Source organism: Marinobacter arenosus (assembly GCF_019264345.1).
Lineage (GTDB): Bacteria > Pseudomonadota > Gammaproteobacteria > Pseudomonadales > Oleiphilaceae > Marinobacter > Marinobacter arenosus.
Genome location: NZ_JAHVAO010000001.1, coordinates 494,909 through 520,911 on the forward strand (window position 1 = coordinate 494,909; position 26,003 = coordinate 520,911).

Annotated in this window: 22 protein-coding genes; 12 read left to right on the forward strand and 10 right to left on the reverse strand. The window is 57.2% G+C overall.

The annotated features are described in order from the left end of the window. Positions 1-33: 33 nt before the first annotated feature. Positions 34-1,233, reverse strand: coding sequence for a hypothetical protein (locus KXD86_RS02340; protein WP_218634480.1), 1,200 nt, complete (start codon positions 1,231-1,233; stop codon positions 34-36). A 219-nt stretch (positions 1,234-1,452) separates the two neighbouring features. Further along, a complete protein-coding gene (nfuA, locus tag KXD86_RS02345) occupies positions 1,453-2,040 on the reverse strand; it encodes a Fe-S biogenesis protein NfuA (protein WP_218634481.1) in 588 nt (195 codons plus the stop codon). Positions 2,041-2,283: 243 nt separating this feature from the next. Here nfuA and metH point away from each other — a divergent pair, with 243 nt between their 5' ends. From metH to KXD86_RS02365, 4 genes are all read left to right on the forward strand, one after another. After that, the gene (gene metH, locus KXD86_RS02350; RefSeq protein ID WP_218634482.1) at positions 2,284-5,982 is read left to right on the forward strand and encodes a methionine synthase; all 3,699 of its coding nucleotides are present in this window, start codon (positions 2,284-2,286) and stop codon (positions 5,980-5,982) included. A 40-nt stretch (positions 5,983-6,022) separates the two neighbouring features. Continuing rightward, positions 6,023-6,259: a DUF2970 domain-containing protein gene (locus tag KXD86_RS02355; RefSeq protein WP_218634483.1), complete on the forward strand. Its 237-nt coding sequence runs from the start codon at positions 6,023-6,025 to the stop codon at positions 6,257-6,259. A 390-nt stretch (positions 6,260-6,649) separates the two neighbouring features. Next, entirely contained in the window at positions 6,650-8,302 is a 1,653-nt protein-coding gene (locus KXD86_RS02360; RefSeq protein ID WP_218634484.1) for a nitrite/sulfite reductase, read from the forward strand. Continuing rightward, positions 8,295-8,801: a DUF934 domain-containing protein gene (locus KXD86_RS02365; RefSeq protein ID WP_218634485.1), complete on the forward strand. Its 507-nt coding sequence runs from the start codon at positions 8,295-8,297 to the stop codon at positions 8,799-8,801. The genes KXD86_RS02360 and KXD86_RS02365 overlap by 8 nt, the downstream gene beginning before the upstream one ends. Positions 8,802-8,862: 61 nt before the next feature. Here the strand turns inward: KXD86_RS02365 and KXD86_RS02370 are convergent, their stop codons facing one another. Beyond that, positions 8,863-9,861, reverse strand: coding sequence for a YhdH/YhfP family quinone oxidoreductase (locus KXD86_RS02370; RefSeq protein WP_218634486.1), 999 nt, complete (start codon positions 9,859-9,861; stop codon positions 8,863-8,865). A 23-nt stretch (positions 9,862-9,884) separates the two neighbouring features. After that, on the reverse strand, positions 9,885-10,949 hold the full coding sequence (gene sohB / locus KXD86_RS02375; RefSeq protein WP_218634487.1) for a protease SohB: 1,065 nt from the start codon (positions 10,947-10,949) through the stop codon (positions 9,885-9,887). Between the two features lie 230 nt (positions 10,950-11,179). Between sohB and KXD86_RS02380 the strand changes: the two genes are divergently transcribed. Further along, positions 11,180-11,494 (forward strand): SCP2 sterol-binding domain-containing protein, encoded by a 315-nt coding sequence (locus KXD86_RS02380; RefSeq protein ID WP_218634488.1) that lies wholly within the window; start codon positions 11,180-11,182, stop codon positions 11,492-11,494. Positions 11,495-11,564: 70 nt separating this feature from the next. On the opposite strand, the gene KXD86_RS02385 is transcribed toward KXD86_RS02380, so the two are convergent. From KXD86_RS02385 to KXD86_RS02405, 5 genes are all read right to left on the reverse strand, one after another. Continuing rightward, complete coding sequence (locus KXD86_RS02385) at positions 11,565-12,212, reverse strand: multidrug transporter (protein WP_218634489.1); 648 nt, start codon at positions 12,210-12,212, stop codon at positions 11,565-11,567. 4 nt (positions 12,213-12,216) lie between these two features. After that, a complete protein-coding gene (locus KXD86_RS02390) occupies positions 12,217-13,923 on the reverse strand; it encodes a FimL-related protein (protein ID WP_218634490.1) in 1,707 nt (568 codons plus the stop codon). 241 nt (positions 13,924-14,164) lie between these two features. Beyond that, positions 14,165-14,866, reverse strand: coding sequence for a DNA polymerase III subunit epsilon (gene dnaQ / locus KXD86_RS02395; RefSeq protein WP_218634491.1), 702 nt, complete (start codon positions 14,864-14,866; stop codon positions 14,165-14,167). A gap of 29 nt (positions 14,867-14,895) precedes the next feature. Further along, entirely contained in the window at positions 14,896-15,339 is a 444-nt protein-coding gene (gene rnhA / locus KXD86_RS02400) for a ribonuclease HI (protein WP_218634492.1), read from the reverse strand. Positions 15,340-15,354: 15 nt separating this feature from the next. After that, entirely contained in the window at positions 15,355-16,149 is a 795-nt protein-coding gene (locus KXD86_RS02405) for a class I SAM-dependent methyltransferase (RefSeq protein ID WP_218634493.1), read from the reverse strand. A 95-nt stretch (positions 16,150-16,244) separates the two neighbouring features. Between KXD86_RS02405 and gloB the strand changes: the two genes are divergently transcribed. The 7 genes from gloB to KXD86_RS02440 all read left to right on the forward strand — a co-directional run bounded on the left by gloB (position 16,245) and on the right by KXD86_RS02440 (position 25,521). Further along, positions 16,245-17,039, forward strand: coding sequence for a hydroxyacylglutathione hydrolase (gloB, locus tag KXD86_RS02410; RefSeq protein WP_218634494.1), 795 nt, complete (start codon positions 16,245-16,247; stop codon positions 17,037-17,039). A 156-nt stretch (positions 17,040-17,195) separates the two neighbouring features. Further along, positions 17,196-18,950, forward strand: a complete 1,755-nt coding sequence (locus KXD86_RS02415; RefSeq protein WP_218634495.1) for a LysM peptidoglycan-binding domain-containing protein — start codon at positions 17,196-17,198, stop codon at positions 18,948-18,950. A gap of 126 nt (positions 18,951-19,076) precedes the next feature. Then, the gene (locus KXD86_RS02420) at positions 19,077-20,906 is read left to right on the forward strand and encodes an extracellular solute-binding protein (RefSeq protein ID WP_218634496.1); all 1,830 of its coding nucleotides are present in this window, start codon (positions 19,077-19,079) and stop codon (positions 20,904-20,906) included. A 46-nt stretch (positions 20,907-20,952) separates the two neighbouring features. Then, positions 20,953-22,038: a microcin C ABC transporter permease YejB gene (locus KXD86_RS02425; protein ID WP_218634497.1), complete on the forward strand. Its 1,086-nt coding sequence runs from the start codon at positions 20,953-20,955 to the stop codon at positions 22,036-22,038. Between the two features lie 2 nt (positions 22,039-22,040). Continuing rightward, positions 22,041-23,063: an ABC transporter permease gene (locus KXD86_RS02430; protein WP_218634498.1), complete on the forward strand. Its 1,023-nt coding sequence runs from the start codon at positions 22,041-22,043 to the stop codon at positions 23,061-23,063. A gap of 1 nt (position 23,064) precedes the next feature. Beyond that, positions 23,065-24,669 (forward strand): ABC transporter ATP-binding protein, encoded by a 1,605-nt coding sequence (locus KXD86_RS02435; protein ID WP_218634499.1) that lies wholly within the window; start codon positions 23,065-23,067, stop codon positions 24,667-24,669. A 66-nt stretch (positions 24,670-24,735) separates the two neighbouring features. Next, positions 24,736-25,521: an enoyl-ACP reductase FabI gene (locus KXD86_RS02440; protein ID WP_218634500.1), complete on the forward strand. Its 786-nt coding sequence runs from the start codon at positions 24,736-24,738 to the stop codon at positions 25,519-25,521. A 64-nt stretch (positions 25,522-25,585) separates the two neighbouring features. Here KXD86_RS02440 and KXD86_RS02445 read toward each other — a convergent pair whose 3' ends face one another. After that, positions 25,586-25,993, reverse strand: a complete 408-nt coding sequence (locus tag KXD86_RS02445; RefSeq protein WP_218634501.1) for a PilZ domain-containing protein — start codon at positions 25,991-25,993, stop codon at positions 25,586-25,588. Positions 25,994-26,003 lie beyond the last annotated feature (10 nt).

The following is a 26,003-nucleotide window of genomic DNA, read 5'->3' on the forward strand; positions in this document are numbered from 1 at the left end:
GCTCTCCTCGCGCCTGTCGACGCAGTTTATCGGTTAAAAGCTCAGATGCACCAGCGAAACATACTGGATCAGCCCGGCCAGCGCGCCAAACACCCCACCCACGATCATCAACTGCAGCTCCTCTTCCCGGAAAGCCGGACGGAGGATATCCTGAAATTCTGACGGCCCGAGGGCCCGCATCTGGCTGGACAATACTCCAGCCACCACCGGCGCCCGCTCTCGATTAAAGGCCGGATCGCTGAACACATCCCGGGTCGCCAACACCGCCTTCTGGTTCATCGCCTTCTTAAGTTCGGTGTAGCCGGTCATCCCGACGGTTACCTGCGCGGTCAGCTTCATAACAACCGAGTTATCAAGCAGTGGCCGGAGGTGCTTCTGAATAATGGCCCGCGTCCGGTCGCCGTGACGGCCATTGAGCATGGCATCCGCCACCTTCTCGACCGTAATCAGATCGTCGGCGACCAGCTTCGCCCATACGTCACTGATCTCGGGCTGCCGGCGCAGGAATAGTCCCTGGATTTTCCAGAACAGAAAACGCCTCGGCCTCACCGGAGCAAAAATCAGGTTAATGGCGATCCAGTTGGTGAGAAAGCCAATCGCAAAGCCGCCAACCGGCAGTAGCCAGGGCTCCGGGTAACGGGTCCACAGGGGGATCAGCGCGGCGCCCAGAATACCGCCAATAATGGCTCCCCGATTAATCACCGATTGCAGCTCCACTGCCCCGGCCGTTTGAAAGATCCGGTTCATCAGGTCGGGGTGTTTCTTAAGCTCGCGACTGAGCAGGGCCTTCAGATCCACCAGGTCGTCAAGGTCGTCACCGAAATCCTCGACCAGGTCCTCGACTCGGGAGGGCAACTGTTCCCTGGCCCACTGATAAATCCGGTTCCGGAGGAATAACGGCAGATTGTCCCAGAGTACCGGCTGGATCTCGTACATCACCTCGTCGATGTATTCATCCAGTCGTGGCGTAACCTGTGAAATCACCTGCTCGACAATTCGCTGGGGTTCAAGCTTCTGGTAGACGGCGTTCAGGTCGCCGAACTGCTGAAGCGTCCGGTCTATGCAGATGTGGGCCATTTTTTCCGCCTTACGGGGAATGACGCCCTGCCAGCCAAGCATGCCCACTCCGATGAACTGAACCGGATAAAACGACATCTTGATCGCCAGCCAGTTCGTAAACCAGCCCACGATGGCTGCCATGATAGGCAGAGACAGTAACGTTAGGTCGGACAAATGAAACCCCGATTAAGATTGTATAGCCCACGATTGCCGGGTAATCGTTAAACCCATCGGGCCATTGTAGCTACACGCTGATTCAGTTTATGTGACTGATAATGAAGTATTTGAAACTGGGGAGCATTGGCCGTGAAGCCATCCAAACGACGGTGCTGCGGCAGCTTTTCGAACGTGGCCCGCCCCTTTTGAGAGCCGGGACGGGCCGGAAGGCAGGACTTACTGGTAGTAGGCGTTTTCCGTGTTCGAGTGGTCCGTCACGTCACGAACTTCAGTGATCTCCGGAACCCGCTCCTTCAGAGTGGCCTCCACGCCCTGCTTCAGCGTCAGGCTGACCGCAGAGCAGCCCTGGCATCCGCCGCCAAAGCGGAGCACGGCAACGGACTCGTCAACAATTTCCACCAGGGACACATCGCCACCGTGAGCAGCAAGGTTCGGGTTGATTTCGGATGCAAGGATGTAGTTCACGCGATCCGGAAGGGGCGCGTCATCGTCGATTTTTGGAACCTTGGCGTTCGGGGCCTTGATGGTCAGCTGGCCACCCATCTGGTCCTTGGAGTAATCGACAAACGCTTCTTCCAGGAACGGTACCGAATTATGGTCCAGATACAGAGTGAACTTCTCCAGATCCAGTTGCTCGTCCGTCGGAACCACTTCATTGGGCGGGCAGTAAGCCAGACAGGTCTCGGCATTCTTGGTGCCGGGCTGGGTCACAAAAATCCGGACACCCATGCCCTCTACGTCCTGCTTTTCGATAAGTTGTGCAAGATAATCCCGGGCGGGATCTGTCACAGTAACCAATGCCATGTTTTCAACCCATTTGAAAGTTTGAGTTCATTTTAAGGGACTTCGCACCAACATGAAAGACCAAGTAAAATGGTTGGTCTTTCTGGGCGTAATGAGTTTCCCGTACGACCAGACTTGTGCCAGCCCCTTCAGCTGGGCAAATGATAATGGTCATTCGTACTAAGACGGGCTTGCGCATTTTTGCTATTATCCCGCGCCATTAAGATAAATACGCCGTTATAAACGACATCCGGAATTATAGATATGACCGATCGCAACACCCGTCTGGAACAGCTCCACAAGGCCCTGCAGGAACGCATTGTGATTCTTGATGGCGGCATGGGGACCATGATCCAGAACCTAAAGCTGGACGAACAGGCGTTTCGAGGCGATCGGTTTGCTGACTACGACCGGGAGGTTCAGGGCAACAATGACCTGCTCAACCTGACCCAACCTGCCCTGCTGCGCAACATACATGCAGACTATCTCGATGCCGGCGCCGACATCATCGAAACCAACACCTTTAACTCCACGCGCCTTTCTCAGGCGGATTATGGGCTGGAGTCGATTGCGCGGGAACTGAATGTCGCCGCAGCCAAGCTGGCACGGGATGTTGCTGATGAATTTACCGGGCGCAACCCGGCAAAACCACGGTTTGTTGCCGGCGCAGTGGGTCCGACATCGCGTACCGCATCCATTTCGCCGGACGTCAACAACCCGGGTTACCGTAACGTTGATTTCCAGACTCTGGTCGACAATTACTACGAAGCCGTGGAGGGCCTCGTTGAGGGTGGCTGCGATCTGATCCTGATCGAAACCATTTTCGATACTCTCAACGCCAAGGCGGCCATCTACGCTACGCAACAGTATTTCGAAGACAGTGGCATTGAGCTGCCGATCATGATTTCCGGCACCATCACCGACGCGTCCGGCCGCACCCTCTCCGGCCAGACCACCGAAGCTTTCTGGAATTCCGTGGCCCACGCTCGCCCTATTTCCGTCGGTCTCAACTGTGCGCTGGGTGCAGACGCGCTTCGCCCTTATGTCGAGGAACTGTCGGGCAAAGCCGAAACCTACGTGAGCGCGCACCCGAATGCCGGCCTCCCCAACGAATTTGGTGAGTACGACCAGACACCGGAAGAAATGGCCGAGATTGTCGAGGGCTTCGCGCGGGATGGCTTCCTGAACATCATCGGTGGCTGTTGCGGCTCGCGCCCGGACCACATCGAAGCAATCGCCGAGGCGGTAGCCAAGTACCCACCACGCAAGATCCCCGAGCGTAAAAAGGCCCTGCGCTTGTCCGGCCTTGAGCCGTTTACCGGCGACGAGAACACGTTGTTCATCAACGTCGGTGAGCGAACCAACGTGACCGGCTCCAAGCGCTTCCTGCGCCTGATCAAGGAAGAGCAATACGAAGAGGCCCTGAGCGTTGCCCGTGACCAGGTTGAGAACGGTGCCCAGATCATCGACATCAACATGGACGAAGGGATGCTGGAGTCGAAGGAGGTCATGGTGACCTTCCTGAACCTCGTTGCCTCTGAGCCGGACATCTCCCGGGTGCCCATCATGATCGACTCCTCCAAGTGGGATGTGATCGAGGCCGGCCTTCGCTGCGTTCAGGGCAAGGCGGTGGTCAACTCCATCAGCCTCAAGGAAGGCGAAGAGGAATTCATCAAGCGGGCCCGTGACTGCATGCGTTACGGTGCCGCTGTGGTGGTTATGGCCTTCGACGAACAGGGTCAGGCTGACACCTACGAACGCAAGACCGAGATCTGCAAACGTTCCTACGACGTACTGACGGGCATCGGCTTCAATCCCGCTGACATCATCTTTGACCCCAACATTTTTGCCATCGCAACCGGCATCGAAGAACATAACAACTACGCGGTTGATTTCATCAACGCGACCCGCTGGATCAAGGAAAACCTGCCCTACGCCTCCATATCAGGCGGCGTCAGCAACGTCTCGTTCTCATTCCGGGGCAACGATGTGGTGCGTGAAGCCATCCACTCGGTTTTCCTGTATCACGCCATCAAGGCTGGCATGAACATGGGTATCGTGAACCCGGGCCAGTTGGTGATCTACGATGAGATCGATCCGGAGCTCAAGGAACTGGTCGAAGACGTTGTCCTGAACCGTCGGGACGACTCCACTGACCGCTTGCTGGAGATTGCCGAACGGTTCAAGGGCAAAGGTGGAAAGACCCAGGAAGAAGATCTTGCCTGGCGCGAATGGCCGGTGGAAAAGCGCCTGGAGCACGCGCTGGTCAAGGGCATTACCAACTACATTGTCGACGACACCGAGGCCTGCCGCCAGAATGCCGCTCACCCGATTGAGGTCATTGAAGGCCCCTTGATGGACGGCATGAATGTGGTTGGCGACCTGTTCGGCGACGGCAAGATGTTTCTGCCCCAGGTGGTCAAAAGCGCCCGGGTCATGAAGCAGGCGGTTGCGCACCTGATCCCCTTCATTGAGGCAGAGAAATCCGAAGGTCAGAAAGCCAAGGGCAAAATCCTCATGGCGACGGTGAAAGGCGATGTCCATGACATCGGCAAGAACATCGTCGGCGTGGTGCTCCAGTGCAACAACTACGAGGTAATCGATCTGGGCGTGATGGTGCCCGCCGACAAGATCCTTGAAACGGCCAAAAAAGAAGATGTGGACATTATCGGTCTGAGCGGCCTGATTACGCCGTCCCTGGATGAAATGGTTCATGTCGCCAAGGAGATGCAACGCCTCGATTTCAATATTCCGCTGATGATTGGCGGCGCCACCACCTCCAAGGCCCACACCGCCGTCAAAATTGAGCCCCAGTATAAAAACGACATCGCCCTGTACGTGTCGGATGCCTCCCGTTGTGTAAACGTGGCATCCCAACTGCTGAGCAAATCCGGCAAAGACGGCCTCGTGGAAGCAGCCCGTGTTGAATACGACGAAATTCGCGAACGCAGAAAGAATCGGGGCGACCGCACCAAGCTGGTCTCCCTGAAGGAAGCTCGGGATCGGGCACCGGCGGTTACGTTTGATGGCTACACTCCGCCAAAACCCGCTTTCACCGGGATCAAGGTGTTCGAGGAGTATGACCTGAACGAGCTGGTCGACTACATCGACTGGACGCCCTTCTTCATTTCCTGGGACATCTCCGGCAAATACCCCGGCATTTTCGATGATCCCAAGCGTGGCGAAGCAGCCCGGAACCTGTTTGACGATGCCCAGAAGATCCTTCGTCAGATGATCGATGAAAACCGGGTCACTGCTCGCGGTGTCATCGGTTTCTGGCCGGCCAGCCGTCGTGGCGATGACATCGTTGTCTACACGGACGAAACCCGCAGCGAGCAACTGACCACCCTCCACCACCTGCGCCAGCAGGATGAAAAGGCACCAGGAAAGCCCATGATGGCGTTATCGGACTTCATTGCGCCGGAAGGTTCCGACGCCTGTGATTACGTCGGTGGGTTTGCCGTCACCACGGGTATTGGTGCCGAAGAATTTTCCCTGGAGTTCAAGGATCGCCACGATGACTACAACGCGATCATGGTCAAGGCACTGGCGGACCGGCTTGCCGAGGCCTTTGCCGAACGGATGCACGAACGTGTAAGGAAGGAATTCTGGGGTTATGCAAATGATGAAAAACTGGGTAACGAGGACCTGATCAAGGAACGTTACCGCGGCATCCGTCCTGCGCCGGGCTACCCGGCTTGCCCGGAACACACGGAAAAAGCGACGCTGTTCGAGCTCCTCAAGGCGACGGAAACGACCGGCATCGAACTGACCGAGCATTTCGCCATGTTCCCCACTGCGGCGGTTTCGGGCTGGTATTTCGCTCACCCGGAATCAAAGTACTTCGCAGTCGGTAAAATTGGCGCTGACCAGGTTGAGGACTATGCTGAACGCAAAGGCATCTCAAAGGCGGAAGCGGAGCGGTGGCTGGCACCCAGCCTTGCCTACGATCCAGCCGAGTAGACCGGACCGACAGCAACCAACCGCAACGACAGGCGATGCTATGACCGATCCTTCCAGCACCGACAGTCACAAGAACCAGAAACCGGGCAGTCCAGGTGTATTGAAAGTCATGCAGAGCATTCTTGCCGGCGCATTTGGTGTCCAGTCGGACAAGCGCCGGGAAGAGGATTTCTCAAGTCACAGCCCCTGGCCTTACATCATCGCCGGAATTCTGTTTACCGCCGGTTTCGTCATCGGGCTGATCGTCATTGTGCAGATGGTGCTGGCCAGCCAGTAACCTACTGACCGGATACCCACACGACGGCGAAAGCAACCGCGAGCAGTACCAGCAGGACGGCTGCGACGGCGTCAGCCTGAGAGTCTGAATGCGCAGATTTTTTCATTGAGCTTTCCTCTTTCGGATCTTTTACTCGTGAATCTTCTTATTATTTGCAGAGGCTGCCGGAATTCCCGGTCAACCCATAGCTTAGTAAAGCCGTAAAAGTTACATTCGTCCAGTTTGCCCTGCTTCTGCTTATCGCCTCAATCGATAAACATATTTTGAAATAATCATTTTAAGAATAAAAACACGGTGATATCCTCCCCGGCAGATATAAGGCCCCGGCTCTCAGGGTATCAACCCCGCAACCGGGACGCCGCAACGACGCTTTAAAGCAGGACGTTCCCTATGTACGTATACGACGAACACGATCGGCAAATTGCTGCCGAACGGGTTGCCCAATTCCGTGACCAGACAGAGCGTGCTCTGGCCGGTGAACTGGCCGAAGAGGAATTTCTGCCGCTTCGCCTCCAGAACGGGCTTTATGTCCAGCGTCTCGCGCCCATGCTCCGGATCGCCGTCCCCTATGGCATGCTTCGGTCAGATCAACTGCGTCGACTGGCCCGTGTCAGCCGCGACTACGACAAGGGTTACGCTCACTTCACCACCCGGCAGAACGTCCAGTTGAACTGGCCGGCCCTGGAAGACGTACCCGACATCCTGGCCGAACTGGCCGAAGTGGAAATGCATGCCAACCAGACCAGTGGCAACTGCATCCGGAACACCACGACCGATCAGTTCTCCGGCGTCCAGACAGACGAGATTGCCGACCCTCGCCCCTATTGCGAGATTATCCGTCAGTGGTCCACATTCCACCCTGAATTTGCCTTCCTTCCGCGCAAATTCAAGGTTGCAGTGAACGCATCCGAACAAACGGATCGTGCCGCCATTCAGGTACATGACATTGGCCTGCAGATGGTTCGGAACGACGCCGGCGAACTCGGTTTCCGGGTACACGTGGGTGGTGGTCTTGGCCGCACCCCGATGGTCGGCCCGGTGATTCGTGAATTCCTGCCGGAACTGGACCTGCTGACTTACCTTGAAGCCGTGCTGAGGGTGTACAACCGGTACGGGCGCCGTGACAACAAATTCAAGGCTCGTATCAAGATTCTGGTCAAGGCACTGACACCGGAAGGTTTCGCAGAAAAGGTGGAGGCCGAATGGGCCCACATCAAGGATTCACCGACGCGCCTTACCCGTGACGCGATTGAGCGGATTCAATCCTACTTCACGGAGCCGGACTACGCAGCCATCGATAATGCGACTGACCTGCTGGCAAAGCAGCGCTTTGAAAATCGCGGGTTCGACCAGTGGCTGAGCCACAACGTGGACACTCACAAAAAGCCGGGTTACGCGATCGTGACCCTGACCATCAAGGAAACCGGCACACCCCCGGGCGATGTCACTGACCGCCAGTTGGAGCAGATCGCCGAACTTGCTGATGAGTTCAGTTTCGGAGAGGTCCGCGTGACTCACCAGCAAAACGTGGTACTGGCAGATGTACGTCAGGACCGGTTGCTGGAGCTCTGGCAGGCCATCAAGCCCATGGGGTTCGGCACCGCCAACCTTAACACCCTGACAGATGTCATCTGCTGCCCCGGCGGCGATTACTGCGCGTTGGCGAACGCCAAATCCATTCCGGTGGCCGAAGCCATCCAGCGCCGGTTTGATGATCTGGACTACCTGTACGACCTGGGCAACATCGACCTGAACATCTCTGGCTGCATGAACGCCTGCGGGCACCACCATGTTGGCAACATCGGCGTACTCGGCGTTGACAAGAAAGGCGAAGAGTTTTACCAGATCAGTCTGGGCGGCTCCTCCCACCACGACGCCGCCATCGGCAAGATTCTTGGGCCTTCGTTCGCCCGGGACGATATGCCCGAGGTTGTTGCCAAGATCATTGATGTCTATGTGGACAAGCGTACCGAGGAAGAAACCTTCCTGGACACCTATCGTCGCGTAGGGATTGAACCCTTCAAGGAGCGGGTTTATGCCTGATGTAATTTTCCAGGATGGCAGCATCCAACCAGATCGCTGGACCGTCGTCCCCCGTCCCGCCGAGGGTGAGTCCCTCGACATTCCTGAACAGGGCCAAGCATTGATTCCGGCAGATCTGTGGCTGGCCGGCTACGAGCATTTTGCCGGCAATGACGCCATCGGAGTCTGGTTCGACAGTCACGATGAGCCCGAGATCCTGGCAGGCAAGGTCAACGACCTGCCCGTCATTGCGGTCAACTTTCCAAAGTTCAGCGATGGCCGCGGCTACAGCATTGCCCGATTACTGCGCGAACGCTTTGGCTATGAAAACGAACTCCGCGCTATTGGTGATGTCCTGCTTGACCAACTGCAGTTCATGAAGCGCTGCGGCTTCAACGCCTACGTACTGCGCCCTGACAAGGACATCGAGAAAGCCGCCCGGTGCCTCAACTTCTTCAGTCAGGGCTATCAGGCGGCAACGGATACCGACGTCCCCCTGTTCCGCCGCCGGGCGTCCTGAACCGGCCGCGAACGGACTGACATAAAAAAAAGCCTGCCACGAGTGGCAGGCTTTTTTTTATTCAGAGACTGTGGTCAAGGACGATCTTGCCCGCCGAGGCCCCTTTCAGGAAGGCCTGAAGCGCATCATCAAGCCCAGATCGATCGATATCCCTGGCCGCCGCCTCAGTTTTGGGGCACGCCCACTCACCGGCGAACTTCTCCCAAACGGACCGTTTATCCGACAGAGGAATCTCCACCGAGTCAACGCCAAGCAGATTGACACCGCGCAGAATGAACGGCAGGACGGTGGTCTGAAGCTGAGGCCCAGCCACCAGTCCGCAACACGATACTGATCCACCCGGCCTGATCTGTTTGAGAAGCTCTGCCAGCGGGCCTCCGCCTACGGTATCCACGGCATTTCCGAACATCGGCTTAACCAGCGGCTTCTTTTCTTCGGCCAATGTCTCGCGACCAACCACGTCGGTCGCGCCCAGCGCCTTCAGATCATCGGCATGATCAGTCTTGCCACTAATGGCAACGACCTCAAAACCCAGCTTCGCCAGAAGCTCGACAGCGACACTGCCAACCGCACCGCTGGCGCCGGAAACCGCAACCGGACCCTGGGATGGGTTTGCCCCCATGGTAAGCAGTTTCTGGACGCACAGACCCGCGGTCAGGCCAGCCGTCCCGTAAATCATCGCCTTACGCGCGTCCCAGCCGGCAGGCATTGGCACACACCAACCGGCAGGAACACGAATGTATTCGCCAAAGCCACCGTCCGTATTCATACCGAGGTCATACCCGGTAACAATCACCTGACTGCCCGAACGGAAGTCTGGAGAAGAAGAGTCAACGACTTCCCCGGCCGCATCAATCCCCGGCGTGTGCGGGAAGCTTCGGGTCACGCCTTTATTACCAGATGCAGACAACGCGTCTTTGTAATTGAGCGAGGAATGGGAAACCCGAATCAGGACATCTCCCTCAGGAAGATCGCCAGTATTCAGGGTCTGTTCGCTTCCCACGTAGCTACCGTCTTTTTCCTCGACCCGCCAGGCTTTGAACTCGGTGTTCGTCGGCATCGTTATCCCCCACCCTCAGGCTGCTATTGCATGTTTTGATTCCGGAAGGCACTGAGTACCCTCCAGACCGTGTGTTCCAGGGCAGCGCTGGTCGCCAGACCAAGCTTTTCCGGCAGCGACCGTTTACGCTGGTACGTTACCGACACTACGTCCGCCCGGTCGCACGCTTCAATGAGATATTCGTCGGAGGTCTTGATCTCATCAATCAGATTGACGTCCAGAGCGCGCTTGCCAAACCAGATATCGCCGTTTGCAACCGCTCCAATATCGACACCGGGACGACGCTCACTCACGTACTCCTTGAACAGCACATGGGTGTCCTCAAGATCTTCCAGGAACTTCTGCCGACCTTTATCGGAATTCTCACCAAAAATGGTCATGGTCCGCTTATGTTCGCCGGCGGTCAGCACTTCGAAGTCCACATCGTTCTTTTTCAGGAAGCGATGGAAATTCGGCAACTGCGCGACCACACCAATCGACCCCAGGATGGCAAATGGCGAGGCGATGATTCGGTCCGCCACGCAGGCCATCATATAGCCACCGCTGGCAGCAACCTTGTCGACACAGGCAGTGAGCGGAATCCCCTTGCTGCGGATCCGGTCCAGCTGGGCCGCCGCCAAACCATAGGAGTGCACCAGCCCACCACCACTCTCAAGGCGAATAACCACTTCATCCCGCTCGGGATCGGCCACACTCAGAACGGCCGTGATGGCGCGCCGCAGAGGATCGGTATCACTGGCCTTGATGTCGCCGTCAAAATCCAGAACATAGATCCGGGAACGAGCTGCCTTCTCCGCGGCCCCGTCTTTATGCTGTGCTTTCTCGGCTTTTTTCTTCGCTTTCTGCTCTTTTTTCTGGCTCTTTTCGAAGGCTTTGCGTTCGGAATCCGACATCAATCTGGCCTGAATGGACTCGCGGAGCTTCGTGTACTTCTCATTGAGCTTGCGGATCTTCAGCTCGCCATCGCCACCGTGGTCATCACGGTCTTTCTGTGCTGACGAGATGATGACCGCGACCACGACGATCGCTGCCACCACAAAAGTGACAACCTTGGCTAAAAACAAACCGTATTCTGTCAGGAACTCCAAAGTGCTTCTCCGTGCGGTTATGAAAACGTCAGAGTGTAACTTACCGAATTTATAGTGATAAGAAGAGAAAAATAATTAAAACAAGCGTTCGATCGAGCTTGACACAACCTACCACTAACCATAAAGTCGGATTGCGAGGTCGGCTCCAGACAGGCTCCCGCTCTGCTGCATCAAGCGAGGGAGATCTAAGCCGTCGCCATGACAAGACAATCATCACAAAGGGTAGAACAATGTCTGTAGCTCAGGTATTTGAACAACTCGAACAGAACTTTAACGCAGACGCTGCACAGGGCCTCGACCTTGTATTCCAGTTCGACATCGAGGACGACAAGACCTATCACCTGGTCATCAACGATGGCTCCTGCAAGTTGCACGAAGGCGCTCATGATGACCCTTCCGTTACCCTGATCATGAACTCTGAGACCCTGCAGGGCATCGTTTCCGGCGAAACCGACGGCATGCAGGCATTCATGGCCGGCCAGCTGCGCGCTGAAGGCGACATGATGCTGGCTACCAAGCTGGGCGAGCTGTTCAAGATGGGCTGATTTGCCCCCGACGAAGGCTCACAAAAAAACCTGCGCACTGCGCAGGTTTTTTTCGTTCAGGCCCCTGATTTTACTGATTCCACTCCTGAACCGCCTCGCGGGCCTGCTCGTTCACGGGCACCGCGACCAGCCCCGAAGACGATAGCCGGACGTCGAACAACGCGCCATCCCTCATGGGCATAAAGGTGGCGTTGCCGTAGACGCCCTCGATAAACGGCAGATTGAATTCCTGATCCAGCGCCCAGAGATCCGGCCAGGTCGCTTCACCCAGCCCCACAACCGATCTCGGCTGAGCTCGTTCCTGTTCCAGAGACGTGTACCGCCCCCCCAAACGCTCCAAGCGGTACCCTGGCGCAATACCAACCCAACGCAAAGGGCCGGAGAACCGGATGATCCGGGCATCGACTTGCCACTGGTCACCCCTTAACGTTTCAACGTAGGGGGCGTTATTCTGGGGTTCAAGGGTGACACGCCAGAGCTGGTCACCCTGCCGTTGGGTAGAGATGGTTGCAACGGTCTGCATCCCTTCGAGGGATTGGTAGCCTGCAATATTGATGGCGATAATCAGTACATAGGCACCCAGCAGCATCAGGCCAAATACCGCCATGCCCTTCAGCCAGCCAAGCAACCAGCGAGGGCGCAGGAAAAAAAGAAGCCCAACGATAACCAGCAGCCCACCACAGGCTGCCAGAACTATGGTTGCGAGTTCATGGGACATTGAATCAGAGGCCTACATCGGTCAGTGAAGTCTGAGCCAGCTTCAGGAGGTCGGCATTCCGGTCTTCCTGCTTGCCAATGCTCTCGATGTAATATTCCAGAGAGGTCAGCGCATCAGCCAGGGCTTCGAGAACTTGCATAGGCGGGGCTTCACGGGAATCCAGAAGCCGCTCCTGGATGGACGACGCCACGCGTTCCAAGACGCTTGCCGCGCCCGGGTCATTCACCATCTGCAATCCGCCCCATATGCTGTGGAGAGTCGCCGGCAGGTTCGCCAGATGCAGTTTGTCGTAGTCGGATTCCATGAACGCGGTGATCGCCCGTTTCGCCAGCGTCAGCGCGCTACGCGCCTCGTCCGCGACCACAAACAGCGCTTCACGCAGGTAGACGGACTCATCCCGGTTCCGCTGCCCCGAAGCCAGGGCATCGGTTTCCGAGGTGATGCCGCGAGTCACGATCTGCATGATCGCGTCTTCAATACCCAACACCGAATCGGCAAGCCGGTACAGCTCTTCGTCAGCCGGCAGGCGGGATTCCTGCTCCCAGCTACGCAACTTCGCCGCCTCGTCTCGGGACACCCCGGCCAGTTTGTTCAGGTCGAGCATCAGCAGGGTGTTGGCCAAACGCTCAAGAGCGTCGGCAATGGACGACAACTCTGCGAGGTCGGGCTCGATACCGCGCTCGATAATGTCCAGCTTGTCCTTCAACTGATTGAGTTCGTCCTGCAAGGCCTCTGACAAAGATTTCAGAACATCACTGCCCGGGCCGTACAGCCTCCGGGAATGAGCTTCAAGCATGGCATCCGGGAACTCGGCCGGCGCCAGACGGTACGCCGACAATACTCTGGTCACTTCCGGGTTCGCTGACCCACTGCGATACAGGAGGTAAACCAGATCCCGCACTAACGAATCCGGCGCATCCTTGGCGGTGGCAACCTTCCCCACATACACCACTTCGCGGGCGTACTTTTCGATCCGCATAAACATTCGCTTGCGGGCCTTGGTGAATATCATTGCCCGATCCAGCATGGTGTCAGCGACGATCGATACCAGACACCACATCTGCCCCATCGGCGCTCCCTGACACAGCCTTGCCAGTCCCCGGGCTGAGCGGCCAATCAATTTCTTGCTCACCACATCGTTCCGATCCTTGAGGATACTGAGCAACGCAACCTGAAACGTCAGGCGCATTCGACGCGCAAGGATTTCGTATTCAGACTCATTGCCGTCGAACGGCGGAATCCGCATGCCGGCACAAAAATCAGGGCGTTCCTTGACGTCGACATCAAAGAAACAGGATTCCGGGTAGGGTTTCTCCCGGCGGGCTTCGCGTAGATCGTTGATCACCGGCAGCAACAATTCCGGATGGTCTTCCCGTTGCTGATGGTAGTACTCGACGTAACGGCGGAGGATGAACAGGGCGCTGTTCAGGGTAGTCAGCAGGATGTTCTTGTCGTCATTGGCGCCAACCGGGACATCGTTGGCCATACTGACGGCTTCCTGGCACAGCAGGGTGCCACCACGAAGCTCAACCAGGATGAAAATGCCTCGCAGCTGGTTGATGAAGTCCACGCAGTTCTGGAGATCTTCGCCACTCTCACGGTTTTCCTGAAAGCGTTCAAGGCTGGATTCTGCCTGTCTGATGGTCTGCTCGATTTCATTCTTGACCAAATCAAACGACTGCGATTTCGTCGCAAGAGACGATTGAACCATAAACGCTTCCTGTTAGTGTGCGGAGACTACCGCTTCCTCATAGTGACTATTGCCCGTCGGATGAATTGACAGGCTTTCTTGTTATGAGCCGGCTCAACCCTTCCCGGCCAACAATGCCCTTTAACAGGGTTGAGTTCGCAAAAAACTGGCGAACTTATCATTACTTATAACATAAAACTCAAGTACCTCAAGAAAGCGGGAATGTAACATTTGGTACAGACTGACCCAGTTCGCATCCCACTTAATTGAGTTTTCCCCAGACCGTTTGACCCGCCTGCTTTTCGAGCATCGCCATGAATTCTTCGTGGGCCTTTCGCTCATCTTCCGAGGCCTTGACGACAGCCAACGCAGCACGATCCTCCGCCAGCCGGCGAATGCCATTGCTGCTGCCGCCCTCTTCGGCACCGGCATCAAGCGAGAGTGCAGTCTGACCACCGGTAAGGAGCAGAAATACGTCGGCCAGGATCTCGGCATCCAGCAATGCTCCGTGCAGGTCGCGGTTACTGTTGTCAACGCCATACCGCTTACAGAGCGCATCAAGGTTGTTCTTCTGTCCCGGATGCTTTTTGCGCGCAATCGCCAGGGAGTCAACAATGCCGCAGTGATCGGCCGTTTTCCGAACGGGTTTCAGCCGGGCGAACTCCGCATCCATAAAACCGACGTCAAACGCCGCATTGTGAATGACCAGCTCCGCACCCTTGATGAACTCGAAGAACTCATCCGCGATTTCGGCAAATTTCGGCTTGTCAGCGAGAAACTCATTGGTGATGCCGTGAACGGTGATCGCCTCGGCCTCAACTTCCCGCTCGGGATTGATATAAACGTGATAATTGCGCCCTGTCAGCTGGCGCTCCATCAGCTCGACGCAGCCAATTTCGATAATCCGATGACCCTCTGACGGATCAATACCCGTTGTTTCGGTATCCAGTACGATCTGTCTCATAATTCACACTGCTCGATCATTTTTCATTTTCAGGCTTTCGCCAGCTCAGCAACGCCACGATTGGCCAGCTCGTCCGCCAGCTCATTATCCGGGACGCCCGCGTGTCCCTTGACCCAATGCCAATTGACCCGATGCCGGGCCACCTCGGTGTCGAGCTCCCGCCAGAGGTCCTCGTTCTTGACCGGCTTTTTGGCCGAGGTTTTCCAGCCATTCCGCTTCCAGCCCGCCATCCATTCGGTGATGCCTTTCCGAACGTACTGGGAATCGGTAAAAAGTTCGACTTCACAGGGGCGTTTTAGCGCTTCCAGCCCACGGATGGCCGCCATCAGCTCCATGCGATTATTGGTGGTGTCCGCTTCTCCGCCGTGCATCGTCTTCCTGCTGTCCCCGTATCGCAGAACGACACCCCAGCCGCCTGGTCCCGGGTTGCCCTTGCAGGCCCCATCGGTATAGAGAATCACCTTGCCGGCCATCGTCTCTCCTGTTGGTTAATCAGTCTTTCCCGGCGCGTACTGCCTGCGGGCACAGCCCCTGGACGCCCCAATGGTCCTGGTCCCAGAGAGGGAGATAACCTTTGCCTGTCGCCAGGCGGGCTTTCTCGGGAGTCCGGCGTATACGCGTTTTTTGGCAAGGATACAGTAATAAGCGCCAACAGGCAGGATTCCGTTTCCACCGAATTTGGCGTCAAGGCGGTTCCGGGCTTTTCGACCACTTCTCTGGAGCGGCAGACGAAAGAAACGGGTAACCGATGCCTCGACATTGAAGCCGAGCAAGTGCAACCAATCTTCCATCCGCCCGCGCAGCATAAAACGTCCACCCCAGGGGCCTTCCCGGTGACGGGACGCGAGCTTGCGAAGCCCCCACAGACTCAGCGGGTTGAACCCGATCAGAGCAATGGTGCCCTCGCCCCGCAACACCCGCGCGGCATCACGCAAAACCTCGTGGGGATACTGGCTGAAATCCGCGCTGTGATGCAGCACGACAAGGTCCATGGAATCGCCGGGGAACGGCAATTCATGCGCGTCGCATACGGTCACACCGTCGGGAATGTGAGGGTACCAGCGAGGCGTTGTCATAATCCTCTGGGCAAAATCGGTTCCGGTCGCCAGCGGCAAACGATGGCTGACTCCAACCTGAAGTTGCCTGGCACCGGTCAGGTGACTCAACTCATGGTCGAGCATCCTTCGCTGGTCGGCTAACAGTGCACGACCCAGCGGTGTCCCGAACCACCGTTCAAAGGTCTCATGACGCCCCGGATAATCGATCGCTCCAGCCTTGCTCACACCGTCTTACCCCTCGCAACCGGAACCCACTGTTGGGACCGTGTATGTAATGCTCTATCATATCAGTCACATTCCTTTTGCACATGTGGGGCTCTATGTTGACCATATCCGCTATTCCAGCGTTCAGTGACAACTATATCTGGTGCCTGTCGAACCCGGATAACCATAAGGCCCTGATTGTCGATCCCGGCCAGGCTAGGCCGGTGCTTGATTTCCTCGCGGACAAAGGGCTGGTACTCGACACGATCCTGGTTACCCACCACCACCCGGACCACGTGGGCGGCATCAGCGATCTGATGAGGGCCTTTCCAGAATGCAGCGTGACAGGTCCTGCCGAGTCTCCTTTCAAGGGCTGCACAGACAAAGTCCAGCCCGGCGACGACGTGTTTTGGGAAGGCCTGACCTTCCAGGTTCTTGGCGTGCCCGGACACACACTGGACCACATCGCCTATTTCACGGACACAGAGGTCGATGGCCGTCCGGTTCTGTTCTGTGGCGACACCCTGTTTGTTTGCGGCTGCGGCAGGCTGTTTGAAGGCAAACCGGAGCAGATGCGCCAGTCGCTTCAGACACTGCGCGCCCTGCCCGAGCGCACGGCGGTCTATTGTGCTCACGAGTACACGCTGGCCAACCTCAAGTTTGCCCGCAGCTGGTTACCCGAGGATGAAGGCCTCAAGGCGTTTGAGGTTCAGTGTAAGAATCGCCGGGAAGACGGGATTCCGACCGTGCCGTCGGTACTGGGTGAAGAAAAGCGCCTGAACCCCTTCCTGCGCTGGGATGACCCGGCCGTGGTCGATGCCGCACGGAACTACTGCGCCAAGCACGGACTCCCCGCGGATTCCGAGAATGCGATCTTTGCGGCCATCCGTCACGGCAAGGACCACTTCTGACTGGTTAACAAATCCTCTCACGGACGTAACGAGAGGTTTCTTGACCCCCGGAAAAGCCGTCCCATAGAATCATGGCAATTTTGTGACCGTAACCCTTTAAATATGCCGGATTTTCAGACACACCGTCCGGCTTCAACAATGAGCCGGAAGTATTCTATGTCGGTCAAACGATTGTCTATCCTCTTCTTCGCCGGGACTCTCGCCAGCGGCTGCAGCCTGCTGAACCAACCCGGAGACTCCTGGGTCAATCCCACTACTTGGTTCAGCGATGCAGATTCAGGAGAACAGGAAACCAACCCGCTTGAATCCGATCAGGTGACTGTTGCAACGGGCGACGAGAACCTCAAACAGTCTGTCGAGTCCGGTCAGGGGGAAGACGCCGCGGTCCATGGCGCCCTGGATGAGGCCATTGCGCCGGAACTGAGGGATACCGCCCGTGAAGCCCGGGAAAAGCTCGACAACCCCGAGCAGCAGATCGTCAAGCAGGCACCCCAGCAGACCGATCTGTGGAGCCGGCTGCGGAAAGGGTTTGCGCTCGACCACAGCGTCGATAATGAGCGGGTGCAGGACCAGCTCAACTGGTACGCCAGTCATCCCGGTTATATCAATCGCGTGGTCGACCGCGGCAGCCGGTACCTTCATTACATCCTGAACCAGACGGAGAAGCACGGCCTGCCGGCTGAATTCGCGCTTCTGCCTGTGGTGGAAAGCGCATTCGACCCGTTCGCCTATTCCCATGGTCGGGCTGCAGGCCTCTGGCAGTTCATTCCATCAACCGGAAAATACTTCGGCCTGACCCAGAGCTGGTGGCATGATGACCGACGCGACGTTGTGGCCGCAACAGATGCCGCGCTGACGTATCTGGACCGTCTCGCAAACCGATTTGACGGAGACTACACGCTCGCCCTGGCCGCCTATAACAGCGGTGGTGGAACGGTTTCCAGCGCCATGCGACGGAACCGGAAGAAGAACCAACCGCAGGATTTCTGGTCGCTGGAGCTACCCCGGGAAACCCGGCACTACGTGCCCAAGCTGATTGCCCTGGCCAAAATCTTCGATAAGCCTGAGGATTACGGCATCACCCTGCCCGCCCTCGAGGACGAACCCTACTTCGAGATCGTGGAAACCGGCTCACAGCTCGACCTGGCTCAGGCGGCTGAACTGGCCGGCGTTGATGTCGACGAAATCTACCTGCTCAATCCGACCTACAACCGATGGGCGACTAACCCGGATGGCCCGCACCGGCTTCTGGTGCCCCGTGAGAATGCCGAAACCTTCCGGGCCGCGCTGGCAAAAATCCCGGCCAGTCAACGTGTCTCCTGGCGCAACTACAAGGTGCAGTCCGGCGACAGCCTGATTACCATTGCCCGGAAGTTCTCAACCACGCCTTCGGTGATCCAGCAGGTCAACAATCTCAACTCCGACCTGATCCGTATCGGCCAGCGCCTGATGATCCCATCGGCCAGCAAGGCCTCAGACACTTACGCCCTGAGTGCCTCACAACGTCTTGAACGGAAACAGGACCGTAAGCGCGATGGCAATAAAGTACGTTACACGGTCCGCCGCGGCGATACCTTCTGGGACATTGCCCGGGAACACCGCGTCTCGGTTCGGGAAGTGGCCGCGTGGAATGGGATGGCGCCGGGTGACCCGCTGATTCCCGGAAAGAAACTGGTGATCTGGTCCAAAACCTCCAAGCCCACGGTGGTCGCGACGAATAATGCCCGGGGCGACGCCATGGTCCGCAAGGTGGGATACCGGGTCCGTAAAGGTGATTCGCTGTCGACTATCGCCAGCCGATTCGCCGTGAATGTGCGGGACATCGCAAGCTGGAACGACCTGAATACCTCTCGTTATCTGCAACCGGGTCAAAGTCTGGTACTCTACGTTGATATTCGGAACAGTCCCTGACGCACAGTCATTCCGGCGCAGGAACTTTCCCTAACTACAAGAATCATAAGGGTTCGATTAGGAACCAACGGCGCGCCGGGCGGGATTCTGGCGTGCCGGCCTGACACTCCGGAACGTGCGAGACCTATGACTAGCAAACGGACAGCCTCACACCTTACATCGATCCTCTCTTCTCTTGCGTTGCTGGCCACTTCATCCTCAGTGATGAGCAGCGAAAATACCGCCGACCCGGCCAACGCCCAGCACGGCATCGCCATGCACGGCGAGCCCAAGTACCCGGTCGGGTTTCCGCATTTTGACTACGTGAACCCCGAGGCGCCCAAGGGCGGGACTCTGAAAATGGCGGTGGTTGCCAACGGGTTTGATTCGTTCAACCCGTTCGATATTCGGGGTGTCGCAGCGGCGGGCATCAGCACGTATCTTTACGACACCCTGATGGTTTCGTCCGATGACGAACCGTTTTCCGCCTATGGCCTGATCGCCGAATCCCTGGAAACACCGAAAGACCGCAGCTACGTCACGTTCAACCTGCGCGAGAACGCCCGCTTCCACGACGGTGAACCCATTACCGCAGAGGATGTGAAGTTTTCGTTCGAGATCCTGACCACCAAGGGCCACCCGTTTTTCCGCAATTACTATGCGGATGTGGCCGAGGTCACCATCGAAAACCCGCAACGTATTCGTTTTGACTTCCGCCCCACCATGAACCGGGAACTGCCACTGATTCTTGGCCAGATGCCGATCCTGCCGGCCCATTACTGGGAGACCCGGGAATTTGGTGACAACGGTCTGACACCGCCCCTGGGCAGCGGTCCCTATCGAATCGGCGAGTTCGAGGCGGGGCGTTCGATTACCTACGAGCGGGTCGACGACTATTGGGCCCAAGACCTTGGGGTTCGGAAAGGTCGATTCAATTTTGACCAGATCCATTACGACTATTACACCGACGATACGGTGGCGCTCGAGGCGTTCAAGGCTGGCAATTTCGATTTCCGGGTCGAGACCTCGGCAAAGAACTGGGCGACAGCGTACACCGGTTCCAAGTTTGACAACGGCCAGATCATTGCGGAGGCGATCGAGCACCATCGCCCGACCGGCATGCAAGGTTTCGCCTTCAACACCCGCCGCGACGTGTTCAAGGATCCCCGCGTGCGCGAAGCTCTGGCCTACGGTTTCGATTTCGAATGGGCCAACAAGAACCTGTTCTACGGCCAGTACACACGAACCGACAGCTACTTCGAGAACAGCGATCTGGCCTCGTCCGGGCTGCCCCAGGGGCGCGAACTCGAGATACTGGAACCCTATCGGGACCAGCTCAGTGAGGACGTCTTTACCGAGGATTATCAACCACCGGAGACGAGCGGTCAGCAGGGCCTGAGAGAGAACCTGCGCAGCGCCCTGGAACTGTTACGCTCCGCTGGTTATAAGATTCAGGATGGGAAGCTCGTCAACACGAGCACCGGGGAGCCGCTGGCCTTCGAGATCCTGCTGTTCCAGAAAAGCTTTGAGCGGGTGGTCCTGCCCTTCAAGAACAATCTTGCGAAACTGGGCATTGATGTCTCCGTCCGTCTCGTCGACAGCAACCAGTATGTCCAGCGGGTCCGGGAATTTGACTTCGATATGATTACCCAGGTTTTGCCGCAATCCGATTCCCCCGGCAATGAGCAGCGGGAGTACTGGCATTCCGCCAATGTCGACGCCATCGGATCCCGAAACTACATGGGCGTTTCCGATCCCGTGGTTGACGACCTGGTAAGCAAAGTCATTCAGGCGCCTGACCGAGATGAGCTCGTTCAGCGGGTTCGTGCGCTGGACCGGGTACTTCTTCAGGGTCACTATGTGATCCCCCACTGGCACCTGGCCAAGGACCGGGTCGCCTACTGGAATCAACTGCAGCGCCCCGAAATGACGCCCAAAAACGGCATCGATCTGGACAACTGGTGGGTGCGGCCCTGAGCAATTGATTCTGATCCTCGCTGTAACGGAAGGAACTTTCCGCTAAATGGGCATATACATACTCCGAAGGCTGGCGCTGATTATCCCGACGCTGATCGGGATCATGCTGTTGAACTTCGTGATCGTCCAGGCGGCGCCAGGCGGCCCCGTTGAACAACTCATTGCAGAAATGGAAGGCCACGGAGGCAGTGCCCTGGCGCGTGCCTCGGGCGGCGATTCCGGGGGTGAGGTATCAAGCGCCTCCGGCGATAGCCGGGGCTCCCGTGGAATACCGGATGAGCTGTTGAAGGAAATTGAGGTCATGTATGGCTTCGACAAGCCGCCCCACGAGCGATTTATCAAGATGCTGGGGGATTACGCCACCTTCAACTTCGGGGACTCCTTCTTCCGCGAAAAAAGCGTGACCAGTCTGATCGTTGAGAAGATGCCCGTTTCCATCTCTCTCGGGCTCTGGTCGACCCTGATCATCTATGTCATTTCAATCCCCCTGGGCATCCGTAAAGCTGTGATGGATGGCTCGCGGTTCGACGTGTGGAGCAGCTCCGCCATTGTCATCGGCTATGCCATTCCAGGCTTCCTGTTTGCAATCCTCCTGATCGTGCTTTTTGCCGGCGGCAGTTACTTCGACTGGTTCCCGCTGCGTGGGCTTACCTCGACAAACTTTGATGAATTGACCTGGTACCAGAAGATCGGCGATTACTTCTGGCACCTGGCCCTGCCGGTCACCGCCAATGTGATCGGCGGCTTCGCCACGCTGACGCTGCTGACCAAGAACTCGTTCCTGGACGAAATCAGCAAGCAGTATGTCGTGACAGCGCGGGCCAAGGGCCTGGAGGAAAAGCAGGTTCTCTACGGCCACGTGTTCCGGAACGCCATGCTGATCGTGATTGCGAGCCTGCCCGGTGTTCTGGTTGCGCTGTTCTTCACCGGATCGTTACTGATCGAGGTTATCTTTTCCCTGGACGGACTGGGCCTGCTCGGGTTTGAAGCAGCCCTGAACCGGGACTACCCGGTCATATTCGGCACTCTTTATATCTTTACCCTGATGGGTCTGATCCTGAAACTGATCAGCGACATCACCTACGTTCTCGTGGATCCGCGTATCGACTTCGAAAGCCGGGAGGGTGCGTAAGCATGAAGCCCCTTACGCCCATCCAGCGTCGGCGGCTGCGGAATTTCCGGGCCAATCGGAGAGGCTACTGGTCACTGTGGGTGTTTCTGGCCCTCTTCGGCCTGTCACTGATCGCGGAGGTGATTGCCAACGACTCGCCTCTCATCGTGTCCTATCAGGACACCCTGTATTTCCCGGTGGTGGAGTCGGTATCGGAGGAAACGTTCGGTGGCTTCCTGCCGACCGAAGCCGATTACCGGGACCCCTTCATCTCCAGTGAGATCGAGGCCAACGGATGGATCCTGTGGCCGCCAATCCGATTCAGCTACGACACCATCAACTACGATCTTGAAGTCCCCTCCCCGGCACCTCCCAGCGCGGAGAACTGGCTGGGTACCGATGACCAGGGACGGGATGTCGCCGCCCGGGTGATCTATGGTTTTCGGATTTCCGTGCTGTTCGGCCTTACCCTGACCTTCGCCAGTTGCATTGTGGGTGTCGCCGTTGGCGCTATTCAGGGGTATTACGGCGGTAAGATTGACCTGCTCGGTCAGCGGTTCATTGAGGTCTGGTCGGGCCTTCCGGTGCTTTACCTGTTGATCATCCTCTCAAGCATCGTACAGCCAAACTTCTGGTGGTTGCTCGGCATCATGCTGCTGTTCAGTTGGATGGGATTGGTGGACGTCGTCCGCGCCGAGTTTCTTCGGGCGCGGAACTTCGAATATGTAAAAGCAGCCCGGGCACTGGGCCTGGAGAACCGGAAGATCATGTTCCGCCATATTCTTCCCAACGCCATGGTCGCGACACTGACGTTCCTTCCCTTTATCCTGACCGGTGCCATAACGGGCCTGACATCGTTGGACTTTCTCGGGTTCGGCCTGCCATCGGGGTCGCCGTCGCTGGGCGAACTGATCGCCCAGGGGAAAGCAAACCTGCACGCACCGTGGCTCGGCATATCTGCCTTTATTTCGCTTTCGGTCATGCTGACGCTCCTCGTGTTTGTCGGTGAGGCCGTCCGGGACGCCTTTGATCCGAGAAAGAGCTGATATGAGCAACCTGTTAGAGATTTCCAACCTGTCTATCTGTTTCGATCATGGCCCCCGGGCGGTGGATTCGCTCTCCTTTGCCGTTCGTGAGGGCGAGACCCTGGCGCTGGTCGGAGAGAGCGGGTCGGGCAAATCCATATCGGCGTTATCCGTGCTTCGGTTGCTTGATGAGCGCCATGCCAGCTACCCCACTGGAGAGATCTACTTCCACGGTGAGGACATGCTGAAGGCGAGTGAAAAGCGCCTTCGTCAGATCCGGGGGCGGCAGATCAGCATGATCTTCCAGGAACCCATGACGTCCCTCAATCCGTTGCACACGGTCGAAAAGCAGATCGGGGAAACCCTCGCCCTGCACAAGGGGATGCGAAATTCCGCCGCGCGGAAACGGTGCATTGAGTTACTCGATCTGGTCGGTATTCAGAACCCGGAAAGTCGCCTGGGCAGCTACCCCCACCAGCTCTCAGGGGGGCAGAAACAGCGCGTCATGATTGCCATGGCCCTGGCCAATGAACCCGAACTCCTGATTGCCGACGAGCCCACGACCGCGCTGGATGTCACGGTACAGAAACAGGTGCTCGAACTGCTCAGGGAACTCCAGCAGAAACTGGGGATGGCCATCCTTCTGATCACCCACGACCTGTCCATCGTCCACCGTTATGCCGATGAGGTGGCTGTCATGGAACAGGGGAAGCTGGTGGAACTGGCGGATACAGAAACCCTGTTTGAACAGCCCAAACACCCCTATACCCGCAAACTGCTGGATGCCGAGCCACCGGAAGCGCCACTGAAGGCGGTGAGCAAAAGCGCCCCCCTGCTTCAGGTCGCCAACCTGGACGTCCGTTTTTCCACCCGGAAATCGCTGTTCGGCAAGGTCACAGACTACTTTCACGCCGTTCAGAACACCAATTTCAGCCTCAACCGGGGTGAAACGCTGGGGATCGTTGGCGAAAGTGGCAGTGGCAAGACCACCATCGGGCACGCTCTGCTCAAACTGACCGCAAGCACCGGCAGTATCAAGCTGGCCGGGGAGGAACTGGGCAATCTCACCCAGAAACAGTTCCGCCCCTGGCGAAGTCGGATTCAGATTGTGTTTCAAGATCCGTTTGGCAGCCTGAGCCCACGTATGTCCATCGCCGAGATAGTGCGGGAAGGCCTTGAGATTCACGAGCCCTGCACGGTTTCCGACCATGAGCAACGGGTCATCCAGGCGTTACGGGACGTTGGCCTGGACCCGGAGAACCGCCATCGCTATCCTCACGAGTTCTCCGGAGGCCAGCGCCAACGCATTGCCATTGCCCGAGCGCTGGTGCTCCAGCCCGACCTGATCATTCTGGATGAACCAACCTCAGCACTGGATCGGACCGTTCAGAAGCAGGTGATTGAACTTCTCCGGGATATACAGGGCCGCTATGGTCTAAGCTATATTTTCATCAGTCACGACCTCGCCGTGGTTCGGGCACTCAGCCATAAACTGCTGGTTCTGCACCACGGAAAGATTGTGGAATACGGCAACGCCGAAGACATTTTCCACGCACCGAATCAGGCATACACCCAGGAACTGCTCAGTGCGGCGTTCTTCTACCAGAACCCGTCTACGACCAATTGAGCGTTACCCGGAGCGCGCGAGTTCAGGGATAATGCTCCGAAATCAGGAACACAGGGAGAACTACCCATGGGATTACTCAGTGGCAAGAAAGCACTGATCGTTGGCGTTGCCAGTAAGCTGTCCATTGCCTACGGCATCGCCGAAGCATTCGCCCGGGAAGGCGCCGAACTGGCGTTCACCTATCAGAATGAAAAGCTTCAACCCCGGGTGGAGAAATTCGCCGAACAATGGGGCAGCAAGCTGACGTTCCCCTGTGACGTCGCCAGTGACGAAGAAATCGAGAACGTCTTCACCGAGCTGGGTAAACATTGGGATCACATTGACATCATCGTCCACGCCGTCGGATTCGCCCCCGGCCATGAACTGGACGGCAATTATGTCGACGTGACCACTCGCGAAGGTTTCCGAATCGCCCACGACATTAGTTCTTACAGCTTTGTAGCGCTGGCGAAGGGAGCACGCAAGATGATGCACGAGGGCAGCTCACTGCTGACCCTGAGCTACCTGGGTGCCGAGCGGGTGCTGCAGAATTACAACGTGATGGGTCTGGCCAAGGCCTCCCTCGAGGCCAACGTTCGCTACATGGCGGCCAGCCTCGGCAAAGACGGAATCCGGGTCAACGGCATCTCCGCCGGTCCAATCAAAACCCTTGCGGCGTCTGGTATCAAGAGTTTCCGACGGATGCTTGCCGAGAACGCCAAGCAGGCTCCGCTGCGTCGCAACGTGACCACTGATGAAGTCGGGAATGCAGCAGCCTTCCTGAGCTCAGATATGGCCAGCGGCATTACCGGCGAAATCATGTACGTCGATGCCGGCTTCAACATTACCGGCATGGCTCAGATGGAAGAGTGAGCCCCAGCGACCGTTGAAGAACGAAAAAAGCCGGCTTGTCGCCGGCTTTTTTTGTAATCCGGAGTCACTCCCCGGTCATCGCCGAAGCAACCGCCTCCAACCACTCCACATAGGCCGTGTCGGCGGATTCGATAATCTGCGTACCCACCAGGAATTCGGACTGGTTCGGTCGACACCAGACCACTTCCACCATCAATGCAAACGGCTCGGGATGAGTGCCGAGGAATACGGATGCCGGGAGCAGTGCGCCCAGTGACAGCGGTTCTTTCGAAAGCAGGCACATTCCACGGGCTGAAATGTCGCGGATGCGGCACACCAGAGCGCGCCCCCGACTCTCAGGTCCGTGACCTGGGACCTCAGACTCGAGCTCCAGCGTTGCCCTTGCCGTTGCCGTGAGCCGATAGTCCGATCGGTTATCCGCGCTCTCCAACCTCTGATCTGACGCCCAAAAATCGTAGTCTGCATTACTCATTATTATTTTA

Coding starts and splice junctions, on each gene's coding strand:
- gloB (WP_218634494.1), top strand. CDS start 16,245: ATGTTGACCATATCCGCTATTCCAGCGTTCAGTGACAACTATATCTGG.
- KXD86_RS02415 (WP_218634495.1), top strand. CDS start 17,196: ATGTCGGTCAAACGATTGTCTATCCTCTTCTTCGCCGGGACTCTCGCC.
- KXD86_RS02445 (WP_218634501.1), bottom strand. CDS start 25,993: ATGAGTAATGCAGACTACGATTTTTGGGCGTCAGATCAGAGGTTGGAG.
- dnaQ (WP_218634491.1), bottom strand. CDS start 14,866: ATGAGACAGATCGTACTGGATACCGAAACAACGGGTATTGATCCGTCA.
- KXD86_RS02440 (WP_218634500.1), top strand. CDS start 24,736: ATGGGATTACTCAGTGGCAAGAAAGCACTGATCGTTGGCGTTGCCAGT.
- nfuA (WP_218634481.1), bottom strand. CDS start 2,040: ATGGCATTGGTTACTGTGACAGATCCCGCCCGGGATTATCTTGCACAA.
- KXD86_RS02380 (WP_218634488.1), top strand. CDS start 11,180: ATGTCTGTAGCTCAGGTATTTGAACAACTCGAACAGAACTTTAACGCA.
- KXD86_RS02425 (WP_218634497.1), top strand. CDS start 20,953: ATGGGCATATACATACTCCGAAGGCTGGCGCTGATTATCCCGACGCTG.
- KXD86_RS02365 (WP_218634485.1), top strand. CDS start 8,295: ATGCCTGATGTAATTTTCCAGGATGGCAGCATCCAACCAGATCGCTGG.
- KXD86_RS02370 (WP_218634486.1), bottom strand. CDS start 9,861: ATGCCGACGAACACCGAGTTCAAAGCCTGGCGGGTCGAGGAAAAAGAC.
- KXD86_RS02420 (WP_218634496.1), top strand. CDS start 19,077: ATGACTAGCAAACGGACAGCCTCACACCTTACATCGATCCTCTCTTCT.
- KXD86_RS02435 (WP_218634499.1), top strand. CDS start 23,065: ATGAGCAACCTGTTAGAGATTTCCAACCTGTCTATCTGTTTCGATCAT.
- metH (WP_218634482.1), top strand. CDS start 2,284: ATGACCGATCGCAACACCCGTCTGGAACAGCTCCACAAGGCCCTGCAG.
- KXD86_RS02430 (WP_218634498.1), top strand. CDS start 22,041: ATGAAGCCCCTTACGCCCATCCAGCGTCGGCGGCTGCGGAATTTCCGG.
- KXD86_RS02355 (WP_218634483.1), top strand. CDS start 6,023: ATGACCGATCCTTCCAGCACCGACAGTCACAAGAACCAGAAACCGGGC.
- KXD86_RS02385 (WP_218634489.1), bottom strand. CDS start 12,212: ATGTCCCATGAACTCGCAACCATAGTTCTGGCAGCCTGTGGTGGGCTG.
- KXD86_RS02390 (WP_218634490.1), bottom strand. CDS start 13,923: ATGGTTCAATCGTCTCTTGCGACGAAATCGCAGTCGTTTGATTTGGTC.
- rnhA (WP_218634492.1), bottom strand. CDS start 15,339: ATGGCCGGCAAGGTGATTCTCTATACCGATGGGGCCTGCAAGGGCAAC.
- KXD86_RS02360 (WP_218634484.1), top strand. CDS start 6,650: ATGTACGTATACGACGAACACGATCGGCAAATTGCTGCCGAACGGGTT.